Here is a 25272-nt window from a genome sequence, read left to right as displayed (position 1 = left end):
AGCTACCATGCTGGATTCACGAGATGAACCCCTCCTTAGCCCTTACGCAGAAAAGCCTACAGCCTGTACAAGTTGGCGAGGGCTCACTTGATCTACACCCGCCCGGCCCGAGCCAACATCGCGTGCAACAGCACATCGCATCCTGCCGCCAAATCCTCAGGCGCCGCATACTCCGTGACGTTGTGGCTAATCCCGTCGCGGCAGGGCACAAAAATCATAGTTGTTGGCACCCGAACCGCAATATTCGACGCATCATGCAACGCGCCACTGGCAATCTTCTGGTTGGAGTAACCCAGATCGTCAGCAGCACTCTGCACTGCCGCGATGCACTCTGCATCGAACTTGCGCGGCGGCAAAGCGAGCCGGCGCGTAACTTTGATCTTGCAGCTATAACGTTGAGCGATGTCGATACAGAGTTCAGCACAGCGATTTTCCAATCGAAGCAGTGTCGTCTCGTCCGGATGACGAATGTCGATCACGAAATCCAGCGCGCCAACGATCGTGCTTGGCCCATCCGTGGCAGGGATGAACCGACCGACGCTGACCCGCGCGTCCTCACCTTCGTCGCGTCCTGCTTCGTTGATCCTGACTAGCATCGCAGCCGCCGCCAGAAGTGCGTCCTGACGAGCATCCAGCGGTGTCGTACCCGCATGTCCATCCATGCCCGTCACCGTTACGTCCAGCCAGCACAGACCTTGCACGGATGTCACGACGCCAACTTGCACCTCCGCCGCTTCAAGGATCGGACCTTGTTCAATGTGTAGTTCGAAAAACGAGTCCAGCGGCAAATCTTCGGGTCGCGTTTCGCCACGCCAACCAATCCGTTCGACCTCGTCCGCAAAGCGTGCCCCGTCTGATGAGCGGATGCCGTCCAACGCAGCATCGTCAATGGCGCCCATGTACCAATTTGAGCCGAGCAAGCCCGGCGCAAAACGCACTCCCTCCTCGTTCGTCCAGTTCACCACGGCCAGAGAGGCCTCGGTTTCCACCCCAGCATCGTTAAGTGCCTCGACCACCTCAAGTGCGGCCAGCACGCCCGATATCCCGTCAAACCGTCCGCCATGTGGTTGTGTATCTAAATGACTGCCTGCCGCCACGATTGGGCGTGCCGAGTCGCGTCCCCGCCGAACTGCGAACATGTTACCCGCCCGGTCGCTATGCAGGGTCATTCCAGCGGCCCGGCACCATCCTGCAAACAGATCTCGCGCCTCTGCGTCCTCATCTGACAAGGACAGTCGACAATTGCCGGTTTCTTCGATGGCACCAATGCGTGCAAGTTCCATGTGCCGTGACCACAAGCGGTCGGCATCAATACCGATGGCGTTCTGACGGTTCATAGCCCGCGCTCCTTACGACCCGACACCAGTTGTGACACCATAACCGCAAGTACCAATGCACCCCCATAAAACAAATCCTGCACGAATGTGCGAAAGCCCAGCACTGACAGACCGTTGATGCCAGTTACCAAGAAATAAACGGCAATGACCGATCCCCATGGATTGAACCGACCAGGTTTGATGCAGGTCGCCCCAAGAAAAGCCGCCGCAAAAGCCGGAAGCAAAAGAGATGTGCCAGAGCTTGGGTTCGCCGATCCGGTTGTCCCGGTATAGAGAACGCCGGCAATCGCCCCCATGCCCCCCGACAGCACGAAGGCCGTCAGCCGCACACGCCCAACGGCGATACCAGTCAGCCGACCCACTTCACGGCCACGCCCTGTGAACAGCAAATGTTGGCCAAAGGCTGTGTAGCTAAGCATATACCAGATCAGAACCGCCAAAATCATGGCATAATAAAATGCGATGGGGATGCCCCATATCCTCTGGATAATGACCCATTCCATCAGCATCGGAGACACGCCAGATATTGTCTGAGAATTGCCAATCCAGAGCGTGATCCCATGCAAAAACGTTCCAACCCCCAGCGTGACAATCAGAGAATGCACGCGAAAGAATAATGTGATCGCTCCGTTGATCAATCCGATCAGCGCACCGAGAGCTACCGCGATGGGGATCACCAACAGTAGCGGCACATCCAGCCTTGCGTCCAGAATAGCGGTGGTCATCGATACCAGCGTCAGAACTTGCGCGATGGAAAGATCGAAATCGCCTGCTGTCAGCGGGATGATCAATCCCAGCGTCACGATCACCAGCACGGCCTCTGACCCGAAAATGGTTGAGAAGTTCGACCAGGTCAGAAAAGTGTCAGGCCTCAGGACGCCGAACAAGGCGATAAACGCCAGCCAAACAATCAGCAGTCCAAACCGTTCCAGCTGATATGTGAAATTACTCTGCCGCATAAGTCTGCGCTCCTTCATAGCAAGCCTGTGCGATCGATGCCTTTGTCACGTCGTCACCCTTTAATTCGGCCTTGATCCGGCCACGGTCAAACACCAGAACCCGGTGCGCGATGCTCTCCAATTGTTCAAATTCCGACGTGGCGCAAATCACAGCGCCACCACGTGAGCAGACTTCGGCGAGGCGATTATAAATTTCCTGCCGCGCACCTACATCGATGCCTTGTGTCGGCTCATCGAGCAGAACCAGCAACGGACCGAGTTGTAACCATTTGCCCAAGACCAGTTTTTGTTGGTTCCCTCCCGACAGCTCGGAAGCGGCTTGATCGGGTTTATCGGCCTTCACAGTGAACCGTTTCATGAGAGCAGCGGTGGTGCGGCGAAGCTCTGCGTGGTTCAACCACACGCCGTGCCCTAGCACTGGCAGCATGGCGTTTTCCGTAAGCGTAAGGTCGGGCGCGATACCTAACCGCTGTCGGTCGGCCGGAATGAAAACGACCCGCGCTGCGATTGCATCCACCGGACGCCAATCACTCGGATCAAGGGGGCGGCCATCCAGCATCAAATTACCCGACACTGCCTGCCCGGCGCCCGACAGCAGCGTCGGGACTTCGTCATGCCCTGAACCAATCAACCCCGTCAGGCCCAGTATTTCGCCGGGGCGCACTGAAAGCGCAACATCTTTGAGGATCTTGCCGGTCAGTCCCTTGATCGTCGCGATAGGCTGCGCGTCAGGTAATGCAGAGACCCTTCGATCACCCGACACGACCCTGCCAACGATGGCTTGCACAAGTGTTTCGCGATCCATACCTGCCGTGGCATAGGTACCGATCACCTTTCCATCGCGCAGAACGGTTGACCGATCGGTCACCTCCAGCACCTCGTCGATGTCGTGGCTGACAAAGATGATCGCCACGCCGCTGTCCCTTAGCTGCCGCATGATCGCAAACAGCTTGGCAACATCTTCTTGCGGCAGAAATGGGGTCGGCTCGTCCAACACCAGAATGCCCGGCGCCCCGTAATACCGATGCTCGCGTACCCGGTCGGCAGCGCGAACAATGGCAAGCAGCGCACGTTGAACCGGCGAAAGGTCCGCGACGATCTGGTCTGGCTTCAGATCAAGTTGATATTCGTCGAGCAGCACGCGGGCGCGCTCGGCTTCTGCACGCCAATTGATCCGCCAAGGGTTCAGTCGCTCGTGATCCCCCGCGATCAGGTTTTCAAGAACGCTCGCTTCATACAGCAGTCCAAGGTTCTGATGTACGAACGCAAGGCCATGTGCCTCACTCTGCCCTAATGGCATCGGCAAGGCGACGGGTCGCCCGTCAATTTCGAGCGATCCGGCATCGGGCGCGTGAAAGCCCGAGAGAACCTTTATTAGTGTAGATTTCCCGGACCCATTCGCACCGAGCAACCCGAGGACCTCACCCGGCTGGATCGAAAGGGCCACGTCATTTAGCGCGTGGACGCCTTCGAACGACTTGGTCACGCCCCGAAGTTCAAGGCGTGGGGCGTGCGCCAGCGTCACTTGTTCATCATCCACAGGTCACGATAGCCTTGGACATAGGCGTCACCGTACCCCATTGCAGAATCTGCCGGGTTGCCGACCTCATCAATGTTGTCCGCAGTAAAGACCCGCAGCGGCACCTTGCTGTCGGTGATCGGGTCTTGATCGCATAGAAGCCGCATTTCGGCGTCTAGCATCGCATGTGCTATCCAATCCAGATTTTCACCGATGTCCATTTCGACCATGCCATCACGGATCAGGTCCAGCACGAAAGGTGTACCGTTGAATGTGGCGACCTTGACGCTGTCGCGCTTGCCCGCAATGGCGATGGCGGGCGTTACAAAGGTAGACATGCTGTCGTAGATCGGAATCACATAGTTGAGATCTGCATTTGCCTGCAATTTCCCCTGCACCGTCGGCTGAATCTTGGTCGCCCAATCAACAATCGGGACGTTGACGATTTCGTACTGGCAATCCGGGCAATTCGCCTCAAACGCTTCGGTCAGACCATCGGTCAGGCTGTTGGTCGAAAGCGCCTCGTTCGACACAAGGATCAGCGCGTTCGTCTTGCCACCCGTCTGCGCGATGGTCCAGTCCGCCATGAGCTTGCCTGCCTGTTTGTAATCGATGGCGGTATTGGAATCCACGCCGGCAGGTGCGTCCAGTTCAAGTCCCGTCAGGTGCGATGTCACAACCTTGACACCCTTTTCCTGAGCCGCCTTGACCTGAGGTTCAAAGAACCGCGGGTCTGCTCCTGCCAAAAGCGAAATCACTTCGAACCCGTTGTTGGCGGCGTATTCCATGCCCTGGATCCACTGCGTGGGGTTACCCTGGTTTTCCCACTGCGCATGTTTGAACCCCAATTCCTCGGCCAGCTTGTCCTTGTGATCGGCGATGACTTTGATGAAAGGAATGGCGCTAGACGCCGGGATCGTCAGAATCGATTTGTCCGCCATGCACGCCTGGGCATCAAACGGCACGCCCGGAGCCACAAATTCAGGGATACCAGAATAGGCTGCTATATTGGCTTCTGCATTGGCGACGCCATCCTGCGCCAAGGCTGGCAAGCTCGACGCCAGTAGCAGCGCCGGAATCACGGCGGCATTCTTGAATGTCAGTGTCATTCTCTTGTTTCCCTCTCGTTGGTTTAGTTTTTTGTGTTTCGGCTTAACGCCCGCTCTTATCCGGCGGTGCGCAGTTTTTCGGTCGCGGAAACATCCACCTCGTCGCCATTGCGGATCACAACGCCATATTTCTCCCTTGCGGCCTGATCGTCGATCAGCTCGTCCAGCACATCCTCCAGAACATCCTGGGGTTCCCGTTTCATCGGGTTGCCATAACCGCCACCGCAGGGGCCGTAGGCGGTAATGCGATCGCCCTTGTTCAGTTGGCGATAGGGTATCTTTGATGGCAGCGCCTCGATCTGCCCGGTGGCACGGATCAGGTCGACGTTGGCGGGTGAGCCGTCCGCTCCCCCGGCAAATCCCCACGGGCTAAAACGCTGGCCATCACCTTCGACGGACACCGCCCCATCTTCCAATAACTCAAATGAACGAATAGACCCGATCCCGCCACGCCATTGGCCCGGCCCCGCAACGTCTTCACGCAACTCGTAGTTCAGTACGCGAAGCGGCAAATGACTTTCGATATCCTCAACGGGGTTGTTGCGCGTATTTGCGTAAAGCGTATCCACCGCATCCATCCCGTCCTTGCCATACCGACCGCCATAGGCGCCTTCCATGATCTCCATATGCACCCATGGACCCGCATCATTCGCTCCGGAAAACGCCATGACACGAAGGTTTCCGATACCTGCACTGATCTGTTGCGGCACAGCGGGCGCGATGGCTTTCATCACCGTATCTGCAACGGCGTTACCCGGACAGAACCGTGCGATTACCGGGGCCGGAAAGATCGGATTAGCGAGGCACCCTTTGGGTGCAAAGATCGTGATGGGCCGTGTCAGCCCGGAATTTTGCGGGATCGCCCCGAATTTGTCACTGTCCAACAAGATCGACCGAAGCGTCAGCCAAACAGCACAATCCACCGTCCCGACCAACGGCATGTTGATGGGTTTGTTCGGCGTCTGCGGCGCGGTGCCAGTTAGGTCGACGTGAATATCTGACCCCGTGATCGTGAGCTTGACCGCGATCGGCAATTCCTTAAGCGCAGGATCGTCACTATCGAGATAACCGTCGATGTGAGTGAGCGCCTGATACTCCCCGTCAGGGATCGCCGCGATTGCATCGCGCATCATCTTTTCGGAATAATCCAAGAGGTCTTCGTAGGCGCCCGTCACTGTGTCCAGTCCGTACTGGTCCAACAACACAGCAAACCGGTCGGCTCCGATCCGCGCGGCCGCGACCTGCGCTTCCATGTCGCCAACGACCAGATCCGCGATGCGGATATTGCTGCGCAGGATTTGCCAGACCGGCTCGACCTTCTTGCCTTCGTCATAGACGCGCACTGCCTTAAATTGCAGGCCTTCGGCATAGGCATCAACGGCATCAACGATCCCACAACTGCCGGGCGTCAACGCCCCAATGTCGAGATGGTGTGCTGTTGTCACCGAAAAGCCCGCCAGCACGTCCTGATGAAAGATCGGGACAACAAAGCCAACATCTGGCCCGTGCGACGCACCCGCATAGGCATCATTGTGCATGAACACATCGCCCGGCTTGATGGTGTCTCCGCGCCGTTCCAACTCGTGCAGGATACCGTCGATGTAGCCGGGGATCGGCCCCGATTGCAGCGGCGTGGACATGGTGCATTCACACAATTGTCGTCCCATGGCGTCGGTCAGCGCCGCGCCAAAATCCTCACTTTCGCGGATGATGCTCGAATAGCTCATGCGCATTAATTTGTGGCCCATTTCGATGGCGATATTTTCAAGCGCACCGTGGATCACGGCAGCGAGAAACGGATCAACTCTGGTCTGCATCTCAAACCTCCTCGCGGGTCATCAGAACGTTTGCAAACTTGTCCACCACATAGCTCCATCCCGGTGGAACCACGGTGGTGCTGTCAGTCTGAAGCAAGATTGCCGGACCGGTCATCGTCTGACCTGTTGGTAGGGATGCGCGGTCGAAATAGGGGGTCTCGTAGGTCTCAAGCGTATCGTCTACGCGGAACACGCAACTGCCCTCCCCGACAGGCTCCGCCCTGCCCGTACCCGATGCCAGCGGGGGTGCGCCGAGTTTGTCCACTTCGCCCAACCCACGGACCTTGACGGTCACGATCTCGATTGGGGACGCCTCGAATGCATGGCCATACTCTGCACGGTGGCGATCATGAAAGTCTTGCCAGACCTTTTCCAGCGCTGACTCGTCCAACCGACCATCAGGGAAGTCGATCTTCAATTCATAGCCTTGCCCGACATAGCGCAGATCCCCCTCGCGCAGCATCCGCCGTTTGGGCGTGGGTACCCCATCGCGCTCAAAAATATCGTTCAACTCGGCTTCCATTCCATCAAACAGCCCCGTCAGACGGGCGTGGTCCACGCTTCCCTTCACAGAGAAGGCCGTGCGGAGCGCATGATACTCAAGGTCCGCCGTCAGCAACCCGAGCGCAGAGGTGATGCCGGGATGTGGCGGGATCAGCACGCGGCGTACGCCAAGCATCCCGGCCACTTCAGCCGCATGCAGTGGTCCCGCCCCGCCAAAACCGCTCAGCGTGAATTCGCGTGGGTCGATGCCCTTTTGCACAGTCCGCGAGCGGATCGCGTTCGCCATGTTTGAATTCAGCACGGTTAGCGCCCCTTCGGCGGTCTCTTCCGGTGTGCGGCCCAATTCATCAGCCAGTCCCGTGATGACCTGGCGCGCGGCGTCGGCATCAAGCGTCATGTCGCCGCCAAGAAAATTCTGTGGTGCAAGACGGCCGAGGACGAGGTTCGCATCCGTCACCGTTGGGCGGTCACCGCCTCGACCATATGCGGCCGGGCCCGGATCGGCACCGGCGCTTTCGGGACCCACGTGGAACGCACCGCCACGGTCGATATAGGCGATCGAACCGCCACCTGCCCCGATCGTGTGAATATCAATCATCGGCAGCATAACTGGGAAACCCGCAATCGATGCAGAGCGCGCATCTGCTTCCGTCAGTCGACCATCAAGCACGATACCTATATCCGCACTCGTGCCGCCGATATCGAGAGTGATCAGGCGATCGGCACCGATATGGCTGCCTATCCAGGCACCGCCCCGTACGCCCGCTACCAAACCTGACAAAAGCGTGGATGCCGGTTTTTCTGCAATCATCTTAGGGGTCGCGACGCCGCCTGATGATGTCATGACATGTAGCTCACCCTTTAGCCCCTGAACGCTCAATTCGTCCTGAAGTTGGGTGATATAGCGGCGGACCTTGGGGCCGATAAACGCCGACATGGCGCCCGTCGTAAAGCGTTCGAATTCGCGGAACTGCGGGGCAACGTCCGAGGACGTCGTCACAAAGACATCGGGCATTTCATCACGTAGAATTTCCGCAGCACGTCGTTCATGCATTGGATTCACATAGGAAAACAGAAACCCAACCAGCACCGCTTCTACCTTCTCAGCGGCCAGCGTGCGAGCAGCCTGGCGCAGGGCATCTTCGTCCAGTGGGGTCAGTTCCTGACCCGTGGCATCCAACCGCCCCGCAACGGTATGCCGGTACCGACGCTTGATAAGTGGACGGTTCTGCCATGGCAGGTCCTGCATGATCGAATAATGCTGCGGGCGCTGATGACGGCCGATGTGCAGAACATCGCGGAAGCCTTCGTTGGTGATCATGCCGGTGACCGCGCCGTCATGCTCAAGCATGGCATTTGTTCCAACAGTTGTGCCATGAAACAGGGAATTGATATCGGATGCCCTGATGCCCGCCTTTTCGCAGATCGCCTTCAACCCGTTGACCACCCCGATTGCCGGATTTGCCGGAGTCGAAGACGTCTTGTGGACCGTCAGTTCCTGCTTTTCCAAATCAGCAAGGATCAGGTCGGTAAAGGTGCCGCCAACATCAACGCCCAGTACGATCATCCTAACTCTCTCCTTCGTTGTTACGAAAATATTGATCCAAATGGATGTATATGGCAAGAATTTTCTGTCGCGTCATCGCGCGCCAGCCAAACTATGCGAGGAAACGATTAATGAATGAGCAAGAAAAGCTGGATGTAATTTTTGAGTCGGACCTGCGGTATCTCATGCTGATCAGCTACATCGTGCTGGGCAACAACGCGGTCACGAACAAATTTATCGAACGAACGTACGAGATGCCTGTTCAGGCGTGGTCGGCCTTATTCGCCATCGTCATGTTCCCTGGCATTCGGGCAAAGGAAATCAGGCACTTGTTTCCACGCCCCCAGAACTCGATCAGTCGCGCAGCATCCTTGCTCGAAGCGCGCGGACTCATTGAGCAAAAGACATCGGCGGCGGATGGCCGGGAGAAAAAGCTGTTTGCGACGGAAACTGGCAAGGAACTGCTTACCGAAATTCGGGCGGTATCCGTCCTGCGGCAAGAAGAGTTGTTCGCACCCCTGAACGATGAGGAACGCGAGACATTTTTCCAACTCGCCCGCAAGATCGCAGCAGGCTCAAAACTCCTGCAGACCAAAACGATGGAAGATACGCTGCAGCACCGAAAAAGGAGCGAAAATAGAACTACCTGAGAAGCTGTTCACCAGCCCCGATTGATCCGACATCCCATCAGTGGAGTATCCCGGTACAACCGTCATTCGGACGGAGACGTCGTCCCGATCAACGGCCGAAAATACTGGCTCTGGCGGGCAGCGGGCGCGAGAAAGTGATGAGCCGGTTGAAATCGCCCCGACAGGAACAGAGATTTCTCGCCGCTCACAATCGGGCAAACACGATCTTCCGCCCCCGAAGCTATCAGATCTCAACAATCTCTTACCGCCACGCCAGGGCCCATGCCTTCGAACTCTGGAATATCCACGCAGCGGAAATGGCCACTTGAGAAGCCTAGGGTCGCTCTTCTCAATCACGCGAGGACAAGTTGGCAATGCCCGATCGTCGAGGTGCCGGTCATCGCAAGAACTGGGCATAGCCCCTGGAGTTTGTCACCTGACGACCTTGATGCGCCCAGCGCGCATACCTTGTAGTATCCCCGGAGTCTGCCATTGTCTGTTTCTCCTTTATACCCGTGTGGGGTATAAAGGAGAAAGTCATCCTTTGGATCCGAACAAATACGGAGAGCTGCCCTTGAAAGCGGATAAAGAGAAAACACTAGACCGCCTTTCACGGCTGGAAGGGCAAGTGCGCGGCGTTGCGGGCATGGTTGCGTCTGACCGGTATTGTATGGATATTCTGACTCAAACAGCGGCGATCCGGTCCGCGATTCTGGGTGTTGAAAAGCTCATTTTGGAGAATCACGCCGCGCATTGTGTCGAGACGGCGATCCAGAGCGGTGATCCAGTGGAACAGCGGGCAAAGTTCGTTGAGCTGATCCGGCTTTTGCAAAAAGCATCAAAATAACAGCGTAAATGGCGAGACAGAACGGCCTCCACAATCCCGGCGCGGGATTTGCCAGCATCCAGCCGACTGATATGTCGAATATCCCATGTCTCTCGGGCCATCGCGACCCATGCGCCGCAGCAACCACAAGTCGGGCTTTTAGTGACATACATGTTGCCGTGATCAGCCATGGGTGAATTGGTTGTCAGCATGGGCTATGCCAGCCCATCCAAAAGATGCCATGCCAAGGGCCAAGGTGACAGCGGGTGTGGAGGCCATCAGGATTTTGATTGGTTTCATTGAGGTTTCCTCTCAATAGATAAGCGCACGGGCAATGCCCGCTTTCATGTGATTGCAGATCTGATTGCTGCACCGATTAGAGGCACAGCAGGCATCACATTGCGCGGGGAGGATCGAGAAGTCCGGACGGTTCAAAACCGTTCAGAAGAAGACCGGATACACGGAGCACCTCCTCGCCCGGTGCAGGCGCATTGTCACCTGATGCTGCTGGAAGGAGAGCGGGAAAGGCATGGCAGGAGTGAGTGCGTTCGGTGCTGTCCTGACAACAGATAGGTTGGTCATCAACTATCGTTTCAGTCGGCGCATGACCGTGAGCCGATGCTGGCATGTGACCAGCTTCCATCGCCCCGGAGAACGATGCGGTAAAAGTCAAAACGACGACCAGTAGAAAACGAACCAAAGGCATGCGTTATACCTATATGGGGTATACATGGGTTTTCAAGTCGCAGGTTTGTTACTTGCTGGCGCTGTCGATCAGTGACCGTGCGCATCCTGACCAAGCGCCATCATCAAATGATGTGCGCGGTGATGATCCTGGCTCGCCATCAATCCATAGAATCCAAGTCCTTTGATACGTGCGACAACGGCAGGGGTGTCGCTGGTCAAACGCAAAGCGACACCTTCTTCTGTCTCTGACGCCGTAACCGTCCAGCGAACATCGCGGGCGAGCTGTGCTGCATGGGCAGGCACCATCCGCCGGAGTGTGGCGATGATTTCTGCATCACCGGTGGCTGTGGCTAAGACGCCACTCGGCCGGCTCGTTTCTTTGGCGACCGCGTCCGAGATCAGCCGATCCATGTCAACCAAATGCGCCCGGAGACCAGTCAGATCGACTGGGGACCAATCCGTTTCGGGGTCGGCCCCCAATACGCGCACGACTTCCGAGAGAGCGGCAAAAGCGCCTTGGCCGGGTTCCATCAGTTCGTTTCCAATCGTTGCCTGAACCTGCCCATGCGCTGAATGGTCCCAACCGCTGCTGTGTCCGGTATGGCTTGTCTGCGCAACGGCGAGTGTAGCGCCACCAATCAAAGCCGTTGCGCTGAGTAATATCCTGGTTCGCATCTTTGACAGCCCTTCAAAGTTACACCCTCAACCTATCGGACGCACATCTATTGACGTATGATCTCTCTTATGTGTGGCTGGATATATTTTTAAAAGACGCACCCATCCGCAAGATTGCAAAAGATACAGCGGTGTTCCGGCAAGAGAATCGCGTTCAATTCATCTATCTGGTCCGATCCGGTGTCGTCGCGCTGGCACACCCTATGACAGATGGTGTGCCACTGACACTGCATACGGCAACCGCCAACATGGGTTTGGCCGAAGCGTCGTTGTTTGCCCCGACCTATCAATGTGACGCAGTTGCGCGTACAGACGCCGAAGTTGCCACCCTACCCCGCACAGTATTCTTGAACGCCATTCGGATCTGCCCTGATATTGCGCTGAGTCTGATAGAGAGCCACGCAAAGGACGTGCAGACGTAGCGGGCGCGAGTTAACATCCTGCGACTGCGCCGGGTCGCAGAACGGTCGGACGCATGGCTGGATTTTCCTGGTGAGCCGTCCAAGGGCGATTGGATCAGTGTGGCGGAACAGATCGGCGTATCGCCACCTGCGCTTTACCGCGAGCTTGCACGGAGGCGGGGCTGAACGACCTGTTGCCGCCAGCAGCAAAAACGGCTGATTTATGGCACATTACTTAATCATCGGCCCCTTGATGTACTGATCAAGAGCGTCTGCGCCGTTTCCAGACGCATTATGCGCACCGATGCAAAGACGATGATCCCCAAGAACCTGAATGACTCGGCACTCTCCAGCTTTCCCGGGATCATCTGCATCAGTCAGCCGCGCCAGCTCTTCCCGAAGTCGTGAGAGGATGGCCATACGTCTGTCTACCGCAGCAAGCTGCTTTCGCGCAATCTCATGCGCAGGGGCACAGTCCTTCGCTGGGGCCTCCGCCAAAACCATCAGGTCGCCAATGTCATCCAGTCCGAAGCCAAGTTCCCGCGCGTGACGAAGGAAGGCCAGCCGTTCGAGGGCGGCTTCGTTGTAACGTCGCTGGCCCCCGGCGGTCCGAGCAGGTTGCGGGATCAAATCACGACTTTCGTAATAGCGGATCGTCGTCACCTTCACGCCTGTCCGGCGCGACATCTGCCCGATGGAGTATTCTTTCATGCTTGCCTCTTGAACCTACAGTCGCTGTAGATCGTATGTATCTGAAAAAGACTCGAATCGAAAGGAGCCGCACGTTTGGGCAAAGGCCATCATCACGTCGATCCGGACGCAGGGGATCGACGTGTCGTCGCTGCCGTTGCAGTAAATATGGGTCTGACGGTCGCGCAGATTGTAGGAGGCATTATCTCCGGCTCTCTCGCTCTGATCGCGGACGCACTGCACAACTTCTCGGACGCGATATCGCTGATCATCGCTTTCGGCGCCCGCAAGATCGCGCGGCGACCCCGTGATGCCGACATGACTTTCGGCTATGGCCGGGTCGAGGTCGTGGCCGCACTCATCAACTACACGACGCTGATCGTGATCGGCTTGTACCTGCTCTTCGAAGCCGCGATGCGCTTTGCCGACCCAAAGGATATCGAAGGATGGCTGGTCGTCATCATCGCGGCAATCGCGCTTATTGTTGATGCGGTGACGGCTGCGCTGACCTACACCATGTCCAAGTCCAGCGTGAACATCCGCGCGGCATTTCTTCATAATGTTGCTGACGCGCTTGGCTCAATCGCCGTGATCGTCGCGGGCACACTTATTCTGCTTTACGATTGGCGGCTGATCGACCCCATCGTCACCGTGATGATCGCAGGCTACATCCTGTGGCAATCGTTTCGTGAAATCGGACCCGTGATCCGCATTCTGATGCTCGGCTCTCCGCCCGAGATCGAAACGGGCGAGGTATTTGATGCCGTGCGCGGGGCAAAGGGTGTGACGGGCGTCCATCACGCGCATTTCTGGCAGATGGACGAAAATCGTGCGGCCCTCGATGCCCGTGTCGTCATTGCGGAAGGCCAATGGGCCAACGCCGACGCGATAAAGGACATGATCAAGACGATGCTCTCCGAACGCTTCGACATCGAACACACGACGCTGGAACTGGAATGCGCTCGCCACGCCTGTGATGAATAGTCTGACTTTGATGGCCGGGGGCATCAGGGAGAGCCAGGCAATTGACCAGTGTTGATCTTTCTGTCTTTGTTTGTGCTGCCCCGAACCGCCTCGCGCCAGATCGACCGTAAAAGTACGAAGCCGACATTGGTGCATCGCGCAGCATCGGCCAAAACTGAGTTCTGGCTAGGCCTTCGCCCCGCTGACAACGAACAGCTGGTGTCAAAAGACTGATCGCTCGCTGCGCCGCCCACGAACCGGTAAGATGCGGGCAAAGCCGACTTGTGCATATGCGGCTATTGCTGACGCAGCATTCTCTCTCATATGCAGCATTTTGTGTTCGGTAGTGCATTTCTTTCATCGAAGAAGTCATCAAGGAAGCCCGCTCCGGAGGAAATTGAAACCCAATTCATTGAATTTTCTAAGTTTCTTCGAGAGCTCAGCAAAGTGTGGCGCAGTTGCCAACTTCTTACACTGATGACATGTTAAATCACGCATGCGATCAATCGTGGTGTTTTGCTCTACGTTCTGTTGCCCGATTTTCTGCGATGATTTTGTTTATGATTTTTGTCTCGGAACCGACGATCTTGCGAGTGTTGTCCAGGCGCGCCCAGATCGCAAACGAATGGAAGAGCATTCAACCGTTCTTCTTCGGGACCGTCTTGCACTCTGGATCAAAGGCTGACGGCAGCCGTTTAGATGAGGATGTTACCCAGTCTGCATTTGCAGGCAAGGTGCTTGTCCACCTGAGGATGCAAGAGTTAAGCGGCAGTTGCATCTTCCACTTGCGCGCCCTGAAACTGCACAACGAACGTATCGATTTCGCCTCTGGTCTCGAGCAGACATGCTGCGGTCGAGAGCGCATCCGCAACAGCAGCTGAAGTAGCGGACACAGATATCTCGCGCCAATTGCTTTGCGTTGGTTGTCCGGTACGAGGATCAATAATATGCCCGACCCGCGCGTGTTCATCGAAGGTTGTGCCAAGAGGCGCGGAAGTGGCAAGTGCTCGTGCGTCAAGGGTGACTTCGCCGCCTGCGGCTAAGGTGACGGGCCAGGCACGTCCCGATGGATGAATCCCAAGTGCGCGAAATTCGCCTGTATCAATCAGAACGTTTGTTAGGCCTTCATCCATCAGCATTTCGGCCACACGATCCGCGATATAGCCCTGTGCGATCCCATTGAGGGTGAGTGCCATTTCTGGATCAAGTATGATAGCAGATGTACCGATGCGCACCCTCTCCCATCCGGTTTTCAGGTAGGCTCGGTTGATCTCACTTTTTTCGGGTAACATACCTAACGCGGAGGCCTCGGCGTAACAGGCCCAAAGTGGCTGGATCGTTGGGTCAAATCTCCCTTCGCTGACACGATGTACGGCCCCTGCGATTGAAAGACATTCGAGCAGTTCAAAAGGCGGAAAATCCAACCGGCCTGCGCCGTTCAATTGCATCAGACTGCTGTTGGGGCGGTACAGGCTAAAGATGTCTTCAAGCCGAGAAATCTCAACCGCAATTCTTTTGCTGATGGCTTTGGCGTCAGGGTGCGCCAATCTCAACGTTGCGCGCGCGCCCAGAGCGATGCCCCGCCAAGTATATAGAGGCTCAGCCACGCTCTCATACGGAAACGCGAGGGCAGCGGCACTGATGGTGAGAAAACGACGACGGTTTATCATGGGATCAATCTCCTGATGTGCGCGCCAGTTTGCGCAAGCGTTCTTCGAAATCTGCGTCATCGCTGTCGCCGTCAACAATAACAGGAGCCAGCACCGCCGCGTCGGGTATCTGCGCCAGTCGCATCACCTGCCCGCCATTCTTCACGGCAAACGAATTTGCCTTTGTGACATCCGCAAAGGGCACAATTTCAGGGGTGCCCATCCCGCCTAAGACGCGGCTACCCACAACAAAATGCGCGGCGTCGGCAGCGATCCAGTTTGTGGTGCCGGGGTCAGACCATGTGACCCCTTGCGCGCCCATATCATTGACCCAGATCGCCAGAACCTCATGGGTCTGTTCGGGCAACCGGGTGTAGGCAACAACGTCGCGCACCTGACTGAAAAACAGCGGCATTTGTGTAAGCCCGCCCAGGTGTGCTTGAGCTTTGGGGCCGTCATGCTCAAAGACGCTCATCTGACAGAAATGCCCGACCGCTTCGACGCTAAGCGGAAGAGGGGTCGTATCCTGAGCTAATTCCTCTTTGCAGCCGCTCAGCGTTAAAAGGGCGAGGATGCTCAACAAACGGATCATGGTTCAACCTTTCTGAACGCCAGCGTAGCAAGACCAAGAGCCACGATTGGCCAGACCAGAATTGACAAAAGCGATTGCCAAAGCGCGATAGACGCCGCAGCTCCCCCAATGCCCGACGACACCGCTGTGGCCTGTGAGGCAGTCAGGTTGAACAGACGGAAGGCATCCGCAGGATTGGCAAGTAGTGCGGCTGGGAACACTTGCGTCGTGAATGTGCCACCGTCATCGGCTACCACAGCAGCCAAAAGGGCCAGATCGTAAAGCACGACCAGGCCTAGCCAGAGCCCGATTGCCAGCCCCGCCGCACCAGACGTACGGCGCGACAGCGATGACAGCGCATAACCGATACCCAAAAAAGTGGCTCCCAAGAGGATCGAAGTCCATGTCAACCGCCACAACGCGCCGGCCCCCGAAATTGAAGTAGGATCGGTTGGGACCGCAACCAATGCCGCTGCGCCGTAACCTGCAACCAAAGCGATGACCAGAATGCCTGTGTGTGCAAGGAGCTTGCCCGCGATAATCTCCCAACGTGCGACGGGATAGGTAAGCAGCAAAGGCAATGTGCCGCGTTCAACCTCACCTGCGACGGCGTCGAAGGACATTAGCAATGCCACCAAGGGCACCAGATAAACCGAAAGCGAAGTGAGAGACGCCACCGTAATGGAAAGACGGTCCGCCCCTAGTCCCCCACTTGGGGCGGATCCAACCGCCGATAAGACCAACGAAAAAACCACCATCAGAACCACCGCGATCAGAACCCAGCGGTTGCGTCGCGCTATATGGGATTCGTAGACGGCAGCGGCAAAAATTCGGGCGATCATTGGCCGTCCCTCCGGCTGAAATGACTATAGATGTCCTCAAGGCTAGGCGGGATAACGTCGATATCTGCCACCTTGCCTTTCAGCCCCGCAACATGGGCGAGCGTTTGGAGTTTTTGATCCTGTGCGCAGGTGACATGAAGGTTGCCATCCACCTGAATGGCATTGGGTAAGGCCGCGAGGATCTCGGTATCGTAGCCATTGATCGCGGTGATGTGGATCGAAACGGGTAAGGCGGCCTTACGGCGCAGATCGTGCAGCGACCCTTCGGCAACAATTCTGCCACCTGACAAGATCAACAGTCGGTCGGTGCGTGCCTCGACCTCGGTTAGGGCGTGGCTGGACAGCAAGATCGCTGCGCCCTCAGCGGCCAGCCCGTCCAAAAGTTCGTAAAAGTCGCGCCGCGAAACGGGATCCAGACCGCTGGTGGGTTCGTCCAGCACCAAGAGGCTGGGATGCCCGATCAGCGCTTGCGCCAACCCGACCCGCTGCCGCATGCCTTTGGAATAGGTGCCGATCCGTCGCTTGGCCGCATCTGCCAAACCGACCCTGTCGAGCAGTGACATCGCCCCCGAAGTAAGCTGACCGCGCAAGCGCAGGTAAAAAGAGATGTGCTCCAATCCGGTCACGGCGGAATGGAAGGTGGCATTTTCCGGCAGATATGCGACCTTAGCGCGTGCCGCGGGATCCCCAGGGGCTGAGCCACAGACTGAAAGCGCGCCGCTATCGACTGCGACCAAGCCCAGAATAATCTTCATCAATGTCGACTTTCCTGCGCCATTATGGCCAAGCAGCGCCACCCTCTCACCGGGGGCCACATCCAAGGACACATCAGACAGGGCCTTAACCCCGCCAAACGCCTTAGTGAGACGAGAGATCGTTAAGGTCGAAGTCATCTGCTTCTCTTTCAATCCAACGCTTGGCCACGTCTGCCTCCATTGCGAGGTACTTCTTTGGGACTTCCACAGTGGGCGCGGTCATCAGCGGCGCACTGTCCAAGACGCCACCGGGCAGCGTGGCGGGAAAACTGGATTGTCCCCATCGGATCATCTGCACCACAGGCGCTCCGGTCAAAAGGGCGGCTGCCGGCTGGGACCAAAGGATGTGATCCATCAGGTCGTTGGGGCGAAACGGGCTGTCGGCGATGCCGTCACCATCCAGATCAAAACTTGCATGATCAGACCAGTAATTGCCCCGACCTTCAAAGCTCCATTCAACGTCGCGCGTGCCTACATATTTTACCTGCGTCCGGTTTCCCAGAAACGCGTTTCCTGTCAGCACATTGCGCTCAGAACCCGCAGTGAAATGAATGCCGATATTGCAACCTTCAAAGCGGTTGCCATAAATCAAGTTCTTGTGCGCATTATAGATGAACGTACACCGATCCGCTCCGCCGCGCACCAGATTACCCGAAACATCTGCGTTATTGGCAAAGTTCAGCATGACACCGTGACTGCGGTCGGAAAGGCTCAGGTTATCTTTGATGACGACCTTGTTGGAGAACATAATGGCGTAACCAAGATGGTTTCCAATCGACACATTGCCGGAAACTTCGGAGTCGTTCGTATACATGTAGTGCACGGCAAAACGCAGGTCGCGGAACACGTTATTGCGGTAAATCCCTTTGCGAGATGTATTGGAGAATATACCATCACGACCCCAACGGACCGTGTTGCCTTCGACGATAGTGCCGGGTGAATTCCAAACATAAATCCCGTTGCCCCGGTCATTCATCCGTGGCTGCTGTGTGCCTTTGATCGTATTGTTGCGCACTTGGGCATCATGGCCTCCGTGAACATCCACGCCATGCAAGTTGCCCAACACTTGGTTATTGTTGATAACCGCGCGGTCAGCATTTCTGAGGATCTTAACTCCAGCATCCGTATCTTGGCTGTTTAGGCCTGATCCGGTCACGGTGAGGTTTGATATCGTGACATCTGGGGCGTCAATGCTAATGACTGTGCCAACGCCCTGCCCGTCGATCACGGCTTCATGGCTGCCAGTCAATGTTAGTGGACGGTCAATGACAACCGAGCCTGCGTGCAGACCCGGTTGCAGAACAAGCACATCGCCGGGATTGGCATCGGCGATGGCTGTGGCAAGCGCGCCCTGCCCAGCTGCCACCTGCCGCTCGGCTGCCCAAAGGGGCAGTGCAACCAGAATCGACAGCATGACGGTCAGGACGCGCATCATCGTCAGCTCGCCCTTGGCTCGACAAACATCCGGCCGCGCATCTCCATGTGGAGCGCATGGCAGAACCATTGACAATAGTACCAGTAGACACCCGGCTGCGCTGCCACGAAGGTGACAGACGATGTCGCCTGTGGCCCGACCTCCATTGCGACACCGTGGTTGCCCATGGTGAAACCGTGGGTCAGATCGTCAATGTCATCAAGGTTGGTTACATAAACTGTCACCTCGTCATCTTGCTGCACTGTGAATGTCTCAAGCGAGAAACTTGGTGCGTTGCTGGACATATAGACACGCACTTTGTTGCCGTCGCGAATGACGGTGTCCTGCCAATCGTCCAGATCAATACCGTCTGCTTCAGCCTGCGTGCGGGCATCCGCCCACATCGGATCATTGCGATCCCAGACTGATTTAGGATTTAGCTTCGAAGGGGCGACGATGATTGAATCGTGCGGTTCCGCAAACGTCGGGCCGTCGTGGATCAACGTCATCTCGTCACCATCAATCGCGAACAGCTGCTCGTTTTCAGGTTTGAGAGGACCAACATTAAGGAACCGGTCTTTTGAAAACTTGTTCATCGTCAGATAATATTTGTCCGATGCGTCCAGTGTTTCGCCCATAACAGTCGAGTTGTGTCCGGGCTGGTAATGCACGTCTTTTTTGGTCCGGATAGGATCGACCTCTTCGCCATTATAAAGCTTGATCGCGTCCTCAATGTTCCATTTGACCACCTGACTATCGAGGAACAGTGTTGTGTAGGCGTCGCCCTTACCATCAAAACAAGTGTGAAGCGGCCCAAGTCCCAATTCGGGTTCTGCAACCACAACACTGCGCGGATCGGCATCGTCGTTGAACACCGCGTCCAGTTTGCGCACGTCGATGACCGATACGGTCGGCGACAATTTACCTGCAATGCACAGATGAATCTTGTCTGGTGCCATGTTGCAACCGTGCGGGTTGTTCGGGATCGGGATATAGCGGGTATACTTGTTTGTTGTCCCCTTGCGTCCGTCCAGAACCTTGACGCCGTTCAACTCGATGAAATCACCCGCGGCGATGCCAGCTTCGATCTCTTTGATGTTGAACACGACAACGTGGTCCATGTCGGCTTCGGTCATGTCGGCAAGGGTCATCCCCATTTCCGAATTATATGAGGTCGAGAAGGCGTATTTGCCCTCATAGTCACAGTCAGTGTTATCGAGGTTACCCGACACCATCACCTGCCATGCCACTGTCATCTCGTCGGCATTCACAGCCGTGTAGAAGTTCACATACTTCTCCGGCTCATCCAGAATTTGACCATCGTTGACCATCGGCACTTCGTCTTCACCATTACAGAATACATAATCAGTGCGGGGCCACTTTTGCGGACGAAGGCCATGAATTGCTTTGGCGTTGGGAATCTCGATAATCTTGTCGCATTTCATCACATCACAGCGCACGCGCGCGACACGCGTGTTGGCCTTGTCGTTCATGAACATGAAGCGGCCATCATATTTGCCTTCTGTGAAGGACATATGAGGGTGGTGCAAATCGCCGTTCGGCGGGAATTCAAGACCGTTGGCGGCAAGGTAGGCTTTGGTCTTGGGCAACAGCCCCTCGGTCAAGATTTTCTTGGATTCATTTGTGATGCCCCACCCCGTTGCGGAACAGGTGTTGAAAACAGGAACGCGCATTAATTCACGCATGGACGGGACGCCAAGGATACGCATCTCGCCGCACTGGCCCGAAGACCAAAAGCCGTAGAATTCATCAAGCTGACCGGGGCCAACTTCAGCACCTGCGGCTGCCCTGGCGCTTGTGGTTGTTGCAAGTGTTGCCCCTGCCACCGCGCCACCAGTGAGCATGGCACGACCGCCCCATGTACCGGCAAGGGCGGCACCGCCTGCCGTGGCACCCAGAAGGGCCCTGCGAGAGATTGGTAGTTTGTTATCCTCTGACATGTCGTATCCTTTCATGTTGTTGGGATTTTGAGCTTTTGATTGGGGTGCCCGACAAACCGCTCAAGGTCTGGACCAGCACTGTCTTTTGCTCGCCGCTTCATTTTTTTGATGACGACGGGACAGGTTGTTTCTGATTGGTAGAGCACCTGACAATGCAGACAGTTGATGCATTCGTTCGGGTTGATCTCACCCGTCGGATGAATTGCTTGGACGGGGCATTGATGGGCGCAGGTCTGGCACGGGCTGCCACATTCCTTGTACCGCTTGAGCCAGTCGAACATCCGCAAGCGTGCCGGGATGGCGAGTGCCGCGCCCAAGGGGCATAGATAGCGGCAAAAGAACCGCTCGACGAATAGCCCAGCGATCAGCAGAGCAGCAAGATAAGCCACGAATGGCCATGCGCGTACAAAGTTCAGGATGATCGCCGTCTTGAACGGTTCAACCTCCGCCAACCGTTCGGCCTGTTCGATGCTGGTCAACGAGACACCAAATAGACCAAGGAAAATCATATACTTGAGGGGCCACAGACGTTCGTGCAGGCCCCACGGCAAGGTCCATTGTGGAATGCGCAATTTGCGCGCCACCTGGTTGAGCAATTCTTGAAGCGCACCGAAAGGGCAAAGCCAACCGCAATAAGCGCCCCGACCCCAGAACAACAGCGCAGCCGCCACCGAGAACCACAGGATAAAGGTCAGCGGATCCAGTAGAAATGCCTGCCAGCTGAAGCCGGAAACAAGCGAGCCAAAGAGGGCCATCAGGTTCACCACCGACAGCTGCGCATTGGAAATCCAACCCAGATAAACAAGCGTTACCGTCAAGAACCCGATGCGGAACCAGTAGAATGCGCGCTCGTTACGGACCGCAAAAGTCTGGAAAAAGAACACTCCTGTGAGGACAGTCAGCATGACGCCCAGGACAAGAATCTCGATCTTCTTGTCCAGCCAAATCCGTTTCCATAGTGCCTGCTGTGCATCCAGCTCGGTCTGAGATGTAACAACCACGACGCTGTCTGGAATCTCCGGCGCGGGCAGCGGTGCGATGGAGCGGATGTACTTTTGCGGCAATTGGTAGCCCAGATCGAAAGTCGTAAAAACCTTCTCGATCGCCCCGACTTCGCGCTGCACCAAGAGTTGTATGCGGAACGGTTTGGTTGGGTCAAAACCGCTGTCAGCTGGAATTTTGAACAGATCCGCTTCTGCAAACACGGGCGCGCCATCGGCGGCAATAGTGTTTATACGTTTGTGCATCCGATCTCGGAAGCGGACCGATACATCATCCTGAATTAGGAATATTCGATCAAAAATACCGCCGCGCACATAACCAGAGCCCTTAAAAGAATAGAGGCCGCGGCCCATAATCGCGACCGCATGATCGCCCTCTTCCAGCCAATCTTGCACATTTGCCGCAACCTCATCCCCCAAAATTGTGCGCCCAATCGCGGGCTGCGAAACGAGTGCTACTTGCATCTCAATGAATGTTGTTTCGGGTGCTTCGGTCAGGACGCGTTTGCCTGCACGTTCGTCTTCCATTGCGGCGAATGCGGCATTGATCTGACCCACATCCAGCGAGAGACGGCGCAACGTGCCATTGCCTTCCAACGTCATCCAGTCCGGCGCTGCTTCTGCGTCAGGGTTAATCTCGAATTGCGGACCTGCGCTTGGTTCGTCAACCACGAGGCCCCCCAATCCAAGTTGGCGGGCAACTTTAAGACCGGCGCGCACAATTGAATCATCGATCACCATGATCGTCACGGTCGCGCCTGAAATGATATCAAGCTGGTGGGCCGTGCCGCCCGACTCCGCTTCCGCCACCAGATCAAGACCACGGTAATTCGCCACCAAAGCCTTTACCTTGGAGTCTGGAATGCCAATCAACACAATCGGTTCGGAGTGCTTGACGAGTTCCACGCCAATGACTTGAGCGGCGTCATCAATTGCCACCATTGTGTGGATCGGTTTGCCGGAATACCCGGTGGTCGAAACAAAGTCCGACGTGACGTAAGCCCAGCCTATCCCATTTCCGGCCTTTAGAACCTGAACAACGGGAATATCGGGATGAATATCACCAAAGGAGTCGGCCCCGTCGCCCAGTTCGGAAGCAGTGAGATCCGGCAACAGTTTTGAAAGTACTGTATCGGCTGCAACAGGAAGCCCGGACAAGAGCAGCGCCGCAAGCATCGCCATAAATTTAAGGAGGGATAGTAGGATCTTCATGCGTTGGCGTCCTTAAGCAAAGATCGCCCATCGCTGCGCATCATTCGGCCGCCTGCTGAACAATCAAATGTGATCAGCCGAGGCGTAGAAGACTGCACAACCGGAGGGCCACGCGGCGCGGGGTAGTGGTTTCGTTTGTTGATGATCGGGTTTTGAGCAACGGAGTGCACCACCTCCATGTCCAAACGGACCAAGGACGGAAAGGACGACCACGTTGGAGGGCTTGAAGCACCGACGCTTTGACAGCATCTCAGGCAATCGGGGCAGTTTTGCGCTGGCTCAACAGGGTTCCCATCGGCATCGAACGACAGGGTCGCTTCAACACCATCCGCGCAAATTTTCATGGAGAAGACTGCGCCACCTCCGACCTGTGCCATACTGACAGTGCCGTACATTGCCACCGACAGCGACAAAAAAAGGCTGAGAACAATGGTGAATGCGTTTCTCATGGAGACGCTACTAACGCAGAACCAATCGAAGCGACTTGACCAAACACAAGAACGAAGCGAAAGATTTTGTTTTTCAAAGGTGAGTATTGCCCAGTAATCCACTCCTTCGCGCTCATAGACCGCTCAAACTCTCTTCAAATCGAGCTTTGGCTTTTTTGGGCATCTTTCCCGCGAGGAAACTGTCAGCGTCGGCAGCTTCATCACCGACCGCGATGACCATCACCATGCCCATGCCCCAGTGCGGCTTGCATTTGACGCCATAGAGTCCGGGCTCTGTTAATGTAATGTCGAACTCTTCGTTGATCTTTCCTGCAAAGGATGTCGCTCCGCTCGGGATCATGCCCTTGACAGACTCAGCGTTATGACCTTTGTCAGCCGGAATAAATTTGACGAGGTCACCCGCTGCGATGCGCAGCGAGGCTGGCTCAAAAACCATTGTGCCGCTCTCACCCTTGTTCAGCATTTTTACTTCGAACGTTTCGGCAAGAACTGCGCCACCCATGAGAGCTGCGAGCGCGAAACCAGTCACCACAGTGCGAATCATGATATTTCCTTTCAAATCGTGTGGTTCGTTGACCTAGACCTAGCGAAATGGCGCTATGGAACGTTGTGCTAGGACAAACTCCCTTGCGGTTCTTGCATGTCGACGGAAGACTGAAAATCGGTGGCGTTTACTCCAGTTATCGTGGCACAACGCTTGGTATGAACGAGATATCGCCACGCAAAACGCTACCGCGGCTGGACGAGAGCCTGTTGACGCATTTGCCGCCGTTGTCCAAACTGGACCGGCGCGACATCCGCAAAATTCTCGACCAGGCAACGTCGCGCCGCTTCGAGGAAGGCGTTGCGATCTTCGATGAAGGTGCCCCTGCGGAACGCTTTTTCATGTTGCTTGATGGATATGTCCGGGCGGTCCGCATTACTGCCACCGGTGAACAGGTTACGGCGCTTCATATTCCCGCCGGGCAACTCTTGGGCATCGCCAGGGCCTTCGGCCGTGATACCTACCCCGCTACAGCCCTGACCGCGACAGAGTCCATCGTCCTGAGTTGGCCCACGCACCTTTGGGATACGTTCTCGTCGGACTATGAGGGCTTTGCAACTGAAACCTACAAAACCGTCGGCACCCGGATGGGTGAAATGCACAATCGGATTGTCGAGATGGCGACCCAGCACGTTGAACAACGCGTGGCGAATGCGCTTTTGCACTTGGTCAATCAGACGGGACGAAAGGCACCGGATGGGATTGAAATCAATTTCCCGATCACGCGACAAGACCTATCCGAACTGACCGGGACTACACTGCATACTGTAAGCCGCTTGCTCAGTTCTTGGGAAAATCGCGGCTTGGTTCAGAGCAAACGCAAGCGCATAAAAGTAACCGACCCGCACGCGTTGGTGGAGATTAGTCAAGCATAGCGCGCTTCAGGCGCTTGTAGCTTCTCGCAGTTCTGCAAAAAAATCGCTTTCGCTAAGATTGTATTCCGCACAGGCGTCCACAATCGTATGGAACGGGCTGATCAAGCAGCCGACGCAGAGCATCTTATGACGTAGAAACACCGGTACCGTATCCGGCCAACGCTCTATCAGCTCAGCGAACGGCAAATCGGGGTCGTCCAGTCCGGGGTGTCGCATGGGCCTCTCCTGATGCGTTGAGCTTAGACCGGAATGTCGCCCAAACGTTGCGTTGGCACAAACTCGAACGCAGCTTTTATCAGTAATGTAGTTTCAAGCGTTCGCTCCTCGCGAAGGACTG

At 56.1% G+C, this 25272-nt stretch carries 23 protein-coding genes and 1 pseudogene; 6 read left to right on the top strand and 18 right to left on the bottom strand.

The window, feature by feature from the left end:
• Positions 1-92 precede the first annotated feature (92 nt).
• The 6 genes from ABJO75_RS07880 to ABJO75_RS07855 are packed head-to-tail and all read right to left on the bottom strand — an operon-like array spanning position 93 to position 8812.
• The gene (locus ABJO75_RS07880) at positions 93-1337 is read right to left on the bottom strand and encodes a Zn-dependent hydrolase (protein WP_348124501.1); all 1245 of its coding nucleotides are present in this window, start codon (positions 1335-1337) and stop codon (positions 93-95) included.
• Positions 1334-2296, bottom strand: a complete 963-nt coding sequence (locus ABJO75_RS07875; protein WP_348124499.1) for an ABC transporter permease — start codon at positions 2294-2296, stop codon at positions 1334-1336. Before ABJO75_RS07875 ends, ABJO75_RS07880 begins: the two co-directional genes overlap by 4 nt.
• A complete protein-coding gene (locus ABJO75_RS07870; RefSeq protein ID WP_348124497.1) occupies positions 2283-3836 on the bottom strand; it encodes a sugar ABC transporter ATP-binding protein in 1554 nt (517 codons plus the stop codon). Before ABJO75_RS07870 ends, ABJO75_RS07875 begins: the two co-directional genes overlap by 14 nt.
• On the bottom strand, positions 3818-4924 hold the full coding sequence (locus tag ABJO75_RS07865) for a sugar ABC transporter substrate-binding protein (RefSeq protein WP_348124495.1): 1107 nt from the start codon (positions 4922-4924) through the stop codon (positions 3818-3820). Before ABJO75_RS07865 ends, ABJO75_RS07870 begins: the two co-directional genes overlap by 19 nt.
• A 56-nt stretch (positions 4925-4980) precedes the next feature.
• Positions 4981-6741 (bottom strand): hydantoinase B/oxoprolinase family protein, encoded by a 1761-nt coding sequence (locus tag ABJO75_RS07860; protein WP_348124493.1) that lies wholly within the window; start codon positions 6739-6741, stop codon positions 4981-4983.
• Position 6742: 1 nt separating this feature from the next.
• Positions 6743-8812, bottom strand: a complete 2070-nt coding sequence (locus ABJO75_RS07855; protein WP_348124491.1) for a hydantoinase/oxoprolinase family protein — start codon at positions 8810-8812, stop codon at positions 6743-6745.
• Positions 8813-8922: 110 nt separating this feature from the next.
• Between ABJO75_RS07855 and ABJO75_RS07850 the strand changes: the two genes are divergently transcribed.
• The 3 genes and pseudogenes from ABJO75_RS07850 (at position 8923) to ABJO75_RS07840 (ending at position 10267) form a co-directional block, all read left to right on the top strand.
• Positions 8923-9441, top strand: a complete 519-nt coding sequence (locus tag ABJO75_RS07850; protein ID WP_348124489.1) for a MarR family winged helix-turn-helix transcriptional regulator — start codon at positions 8923-8925, stop codon at positions 9439-9441.
• Positions 9442-9566: 125 nt separating this feature from the next.
• Positions 9567-9749, top strand: a pseudogene (locus ABJO75_RS07845) (IS6 family transposase); the annotation flags it as partial.
• Between the two features lie 215 nt (positions 9750-9964).
• On the top strand, positions 9965-10267 hold the full coding sequence (locus ABJO75_RS07840) for a metal-sensitive transcriptional regulator (RefSeq protein WP_348124487.1): 303 nt from the start codon (positions 9965-9967) through the stop codon (positions 10265-10267).
• 373 nt (positions 10268-10640) lie between these two features.
• On the opposite strand, the gene ABJO75_RS07835 is transcribed toward ABJO75_RS07840, so the two are convergent.
• Positions 10641-10952, bottom strand: coding sequence for a hypothetical protein (locus ABJO75_RS07835; protein WP_348124485.1), 312 nt, complete (start codon positions 10950-10952; stop codon positions 10641-10643).
• Between the two features lie 68 nt (positions 10953-11020).
• Positions 11021-11608: a hypothetical protein gene (locus tag ABJO75_RS07830; protein WP_348124483.1), complete on the bottom strand. Its 588-nt coding sequence runs from the start codon at positions 11606-11608 to the stop codon at positions 11021-11023.
• A 71-nt stretch (positions 11609-11679) separates the two neighbouring features.
• Between ABJO75_RS07830 and ABJO75_RS07825 the strand changes: the two genes are divergently transcribed.
• Positions 11680-12030 carry a cyclic nucleotide-binding domain-containing protein gene (locus ABJO75_RS07825; protein WP_348124522.1) on the top strand — a complete coding sequence of 117 codons (351 nt, stop codon included), beginning with the start codon at positions 11680-11682 and terminating at the stop codon, positions 12028-12030.
• 210 nt (positions 12031-12240) lie between these two features.
• Here ABJO75_RS07825 and ABJO75_RS07820 read toward each other — a convergent pair whose 3' ends face one another.
• Positions 12241-12720 (bottom strand): helix-turn-helix domain-containing protein, encoded by a 480-nt coding sequence (locus ABJO75_RS07820; RefSeq protein ID WP_348124481.1) that lies wholly within the window; start codon positions 12718-12720, stop codon positions 12241-12243.
• 75 nt (positions 12721-12795) lie between these two features.
• On the opposite strand from ABJO75_RS07820, the gene ABJO75_RS07815 reads away from it, so the two are divergent.
• Complete coding sequence (locus ABJO75_RS07815) at positions 12796-13683, top strand: cation diffusion facilitator family transporter (protein WP_348124479.1); 888 nt, start codon at positions 12796-12798, stop codon at positions 13681-13683.
• A 740-nt stretch (positions 13684-14423) separates the two neighbouring features.
• Here the strand turns inward: ABJO75_RS07815 and ABJO75_RS07810 are convergent.
• The 8 genes from ABJO75_RS07810 to ABJO75_RS07775 form a co-directional block, all read right to left on the bottom strand.
• Entirely contained in the window at positions 14424-15332 is a 909-nt protein-coding gene (locus ABJO75_RS07810) for an FAD:protein FMN transferase (protein WP_348124477.1), read from the bottom strand.
• 4 nt (positions 15333-15336) lie between these two features.
• Positions 15337-15903 carry a nitrous oxide reductase accessory protein NosL gene (locus ABJO75_RS07805; protein WP_348124475.1) on the bottom strand — a complete coding sequence of 189 codons (567 nt, stop codon included), beginning with the start codon at positions 15901-15903 and terminating at the stop codon, positions 15337-15339.
• Positions 15900-16724 (bottom strand): ABC transporter permease subunit, encoded by an 825-nt coding sequence (locus ABJO75_RS07800; RefSeq protein WP_348124473.1) that lies wholly within the window; start codon positions 16722-16724, stop codon positions 15900-15902. The genes ABJO75_RS07805 and ABJO75_RS07800 overlap by 4 nt, the downstream gene beginning before the upstream one ends.
• A complete protein-coding gene (locus tag ABJO75_RS07795; protein WP_348124471.1) occupies positions 16721-17617 on the bottom strand; it encodes an ABC transporter ATP-binding protein in 897 nt (298 codons plus the stop codon). The genes ABJO75_RS07800 and ABJO75_RS07795 overlap by 4 nt, the downstream gene beginning before the upstream one ends.
• Positions 17583-18914, bottom strand: a complete 1332-nt coding sequence (locus ABJO75_RS07790) for a nitrous oxide reductase family maturation protein NosD (protein ID WP_348124469.1) — start codon at positions 18912-18914, stop codon at positions 17583-17585. Before ABJO75_RS07790 ends, ABJO75_RS07795 begins: the two co-directional genes overlap by 35 nt.
• Positions 18915-18916: 2 nt before the next feature.
• Positions 18917-20854 carry a TAT-dependent nitrous-oxide reductase gene (gene nosZ, locus ABJO75_RS07785; protein WP_348124467.1) on the bottom strand — a complete coding sequence of 646 codons (1938 nt, stop codon included), beginning with the start codon at positions 20852-20854 and terminating at the stop codon, positions 18917-18919.
• A gap of 11 nt (positions 20855-20865) precedes the next feature.
• A complete protein-coding gene (locus tag ABJO75_RS07780; RefSeq protein ID WP_348124465.1) occupies positions 20866-23067 on the bottom strand; it encodes a 4Fe-4S binding protein in 2202 nt (733 codons plus the stop codon).
• 561 nt (positions 23068-23628) lie between these two features.
• A complete protein-coding gene (locus ABJO75_RS07775) occupies positions 23629-24060 on the bottom strand; it encodes a pseudoazurin (RefSeq protein WP_348124463.1) in 432 nt (143 codons plus the stop codon).
• Between the two features lie 158 nt (positions 24061-24218).
• On the opposite strand from ABJO75_RS07775, the gene ABJO75_RS07770 reads away from it, so the two are divergent.
• A complete protein-coding gene (locus tag ABJO75_RS07770) occupies positions 24219-24935 on the top strand; it encodes a Crp/Fnr family transcriptional regulator (RefSeq protein WP_348124520.1) in 717 nt (238 codons plus the stop codon).
• Positions 24936-24941: 6 nt separating this feature from the next.
• On the opposite strand, the gene ABJO75_RS07765 is transcribed toward ABJO75_RS07770, so the two are convergent.
• Positions 24942-25151 (bottom strand): DUF1858 domain-containing protein, encoded by a 210-nt coding sequence (locus ABJO75_RS07765; protein ID WP_348124461.1) that lies wholly within the window; start codon positions 25149-25151, stop codon positions 24942-24944.
• Between the last annotated feature and the right edge of the window lie 121 nt (positions 25152-25272).

This window comes from Sedimentitalea sp., from assembly GCF_039973035.1.
Classification (GTDB): Bacteria; Pseudomonadota; Alphaproteobacteria; order Rhodobacterales; family Rhodobacteraceae; genus Sedimentitalea.
This window is presented reverse-complemented; position numbering and strand designations above follow the sequence as displayed.

What these genes read in the sequence shown, in the direction of transcription:
- ABJO75_RS07880 (WP_348124501.1), bottom strand. Translation starts at nt 1,337, where the DNA reads ATGAACCGTCAGAACGCCATCGGTATTGATGCCGACCGCTTGTGGTCA.
- ABJO75_RS07875 (WP_348124499.1), bottom strand. Translation starts at nt 2,296, where the DNA reads ATGCGGCAGAGTAATTTCACATATCAGCTGGAACGGTTTGGACTGCTG.
- ABJO75_RS07865 (WP_348124495.1), bottom strand. Translation starts at nt 4,924, where the DNA reads ATGACACTGACATTCAAGAATGCCGCCGTGATTCCGGCGCTGCTACTG.
- ABJO75_RS07860 (WP_348124493.1), bottom strand. Translation starts at nt 6,741, where the DNA reads ATGCAGACCAGAGTTGATCCGTTTCTCGCTGCCGTGATCCACGGTGCG.
- ABJO75_RS07855 (WP_348124491.1), bottom strand. Translation starts at nt 8,812, where the DNA reads ATGATCGTACTGGGCGTTGATGTTGGCGGCACCTTTACCGACCTGATC.
- ABJO75_RS07850 (WP_348124489.1), top strand. Translation starts at nt 8,923, where the DNA reads ATGAATGAGCAAGAAAAGCTGGATGTAATTTTTGAGTCGGACCTGCGG.
- ABJO75_RS07835 (WP_348124485.1), bottom strand. Translation starts at nt 10,952, where the DNA reads ATGCCTTTGGTTCGTTTTCTACTGGTCGTCGTTTTGACTTTTACCGCA.
- ABJO75_RS07830 (WP_348124483.1), bottom strand. Translation starts at nt 11,608, where the DNA reads ATGCGAACCAGGATATTACTCAGCGCAACGGCTTTGATTGGTGGCGCT.
- ABJO75_RS07820 (WP_348124481.1), bottom strand. Translation starts at nt 12,720, where the DNA reads ATGAAAGAATACTCCATCGGGCAGATGTCGCGCCGGACAGGCGTGAAG.
- ABJO75_RS07810 (WP_348124477.1), bottom strand. Translation starts at nt 15,332, where the DNA reads ATGATAAACCGTCGTCGTTTTCTCACCATCAGTGCCGCTGCCCTCGCG.
- ABJO75_RS07805 (WP_348124475.1), bottom strand. Translation starts at nt 15,903, where the DNA reads ATGATCCGTTTGTTGAGCATCCTCGCCCTTTTAACGCTGAGCGGCTGC.
- ABJO75_RS07800 (WP_348124473.1), bottom strand. Translation starts at nt 16,724, where the DNA reads ATGATCGCCCGAATTTTTGCCGCTGCCGTCTACGAATCCCATATAGCG.
- ABJO75_RS07795 (WP_348124471.1), bottom strand. Translation starts at nt 17,617, where the DNA reads ATGACTTCGACCTTAACGATCTCTCGTCTCACTAAGGCGTTTGGCGGG.
- ABJO75_RS07790 (WP_348124469.1), bottom strand. Translation starts at nt 18,914, where the DNA reads ATGATGCGCGTCCTGACCGTCATGCTGTCGATTCTGGTTGCACTGCCC.
- nosZ (WP_348124467.1), bottom strand. Translation starts at nt 20,854, where the DNA reads ATGTCAGAGGATAACAAACTACCAATCTCTCGCAGGGCCCTTCTGGGT.
- ABJO75_RS07780 (WP_348124465.1), bottom strand. Translation starts at nt 23,067, where the DNA reads ATGAAGATCCTACTATCCCTCCTTAAATTTATGGCGATGCTTGCGGCG.
- ABJO75_RS07775 (WP_348124463.1), bottom strand. Translation starts at nt 24,060, where the DNA reads ATGATTCGCACTGTGGTGACTGGTTTCGCGCTCGCAGCTCTCATGGGT.
- ABJO75_RS07770 (WP_348124520.1), top strand. Translation starts at nt 24,219, where the DNA reads ATGAACGAGATATCGCCACGCAAAACGCTACCGCGGCTGGACGAGAGC.
- ABJO75_RS07765 (WP_348124461.1), bottom strand. Translation starts at nt 25,151, where the DNA reads ATGCGACACCCCGGACTGGACGACCCCGATTTGCCGTTCGCTGAGCTG.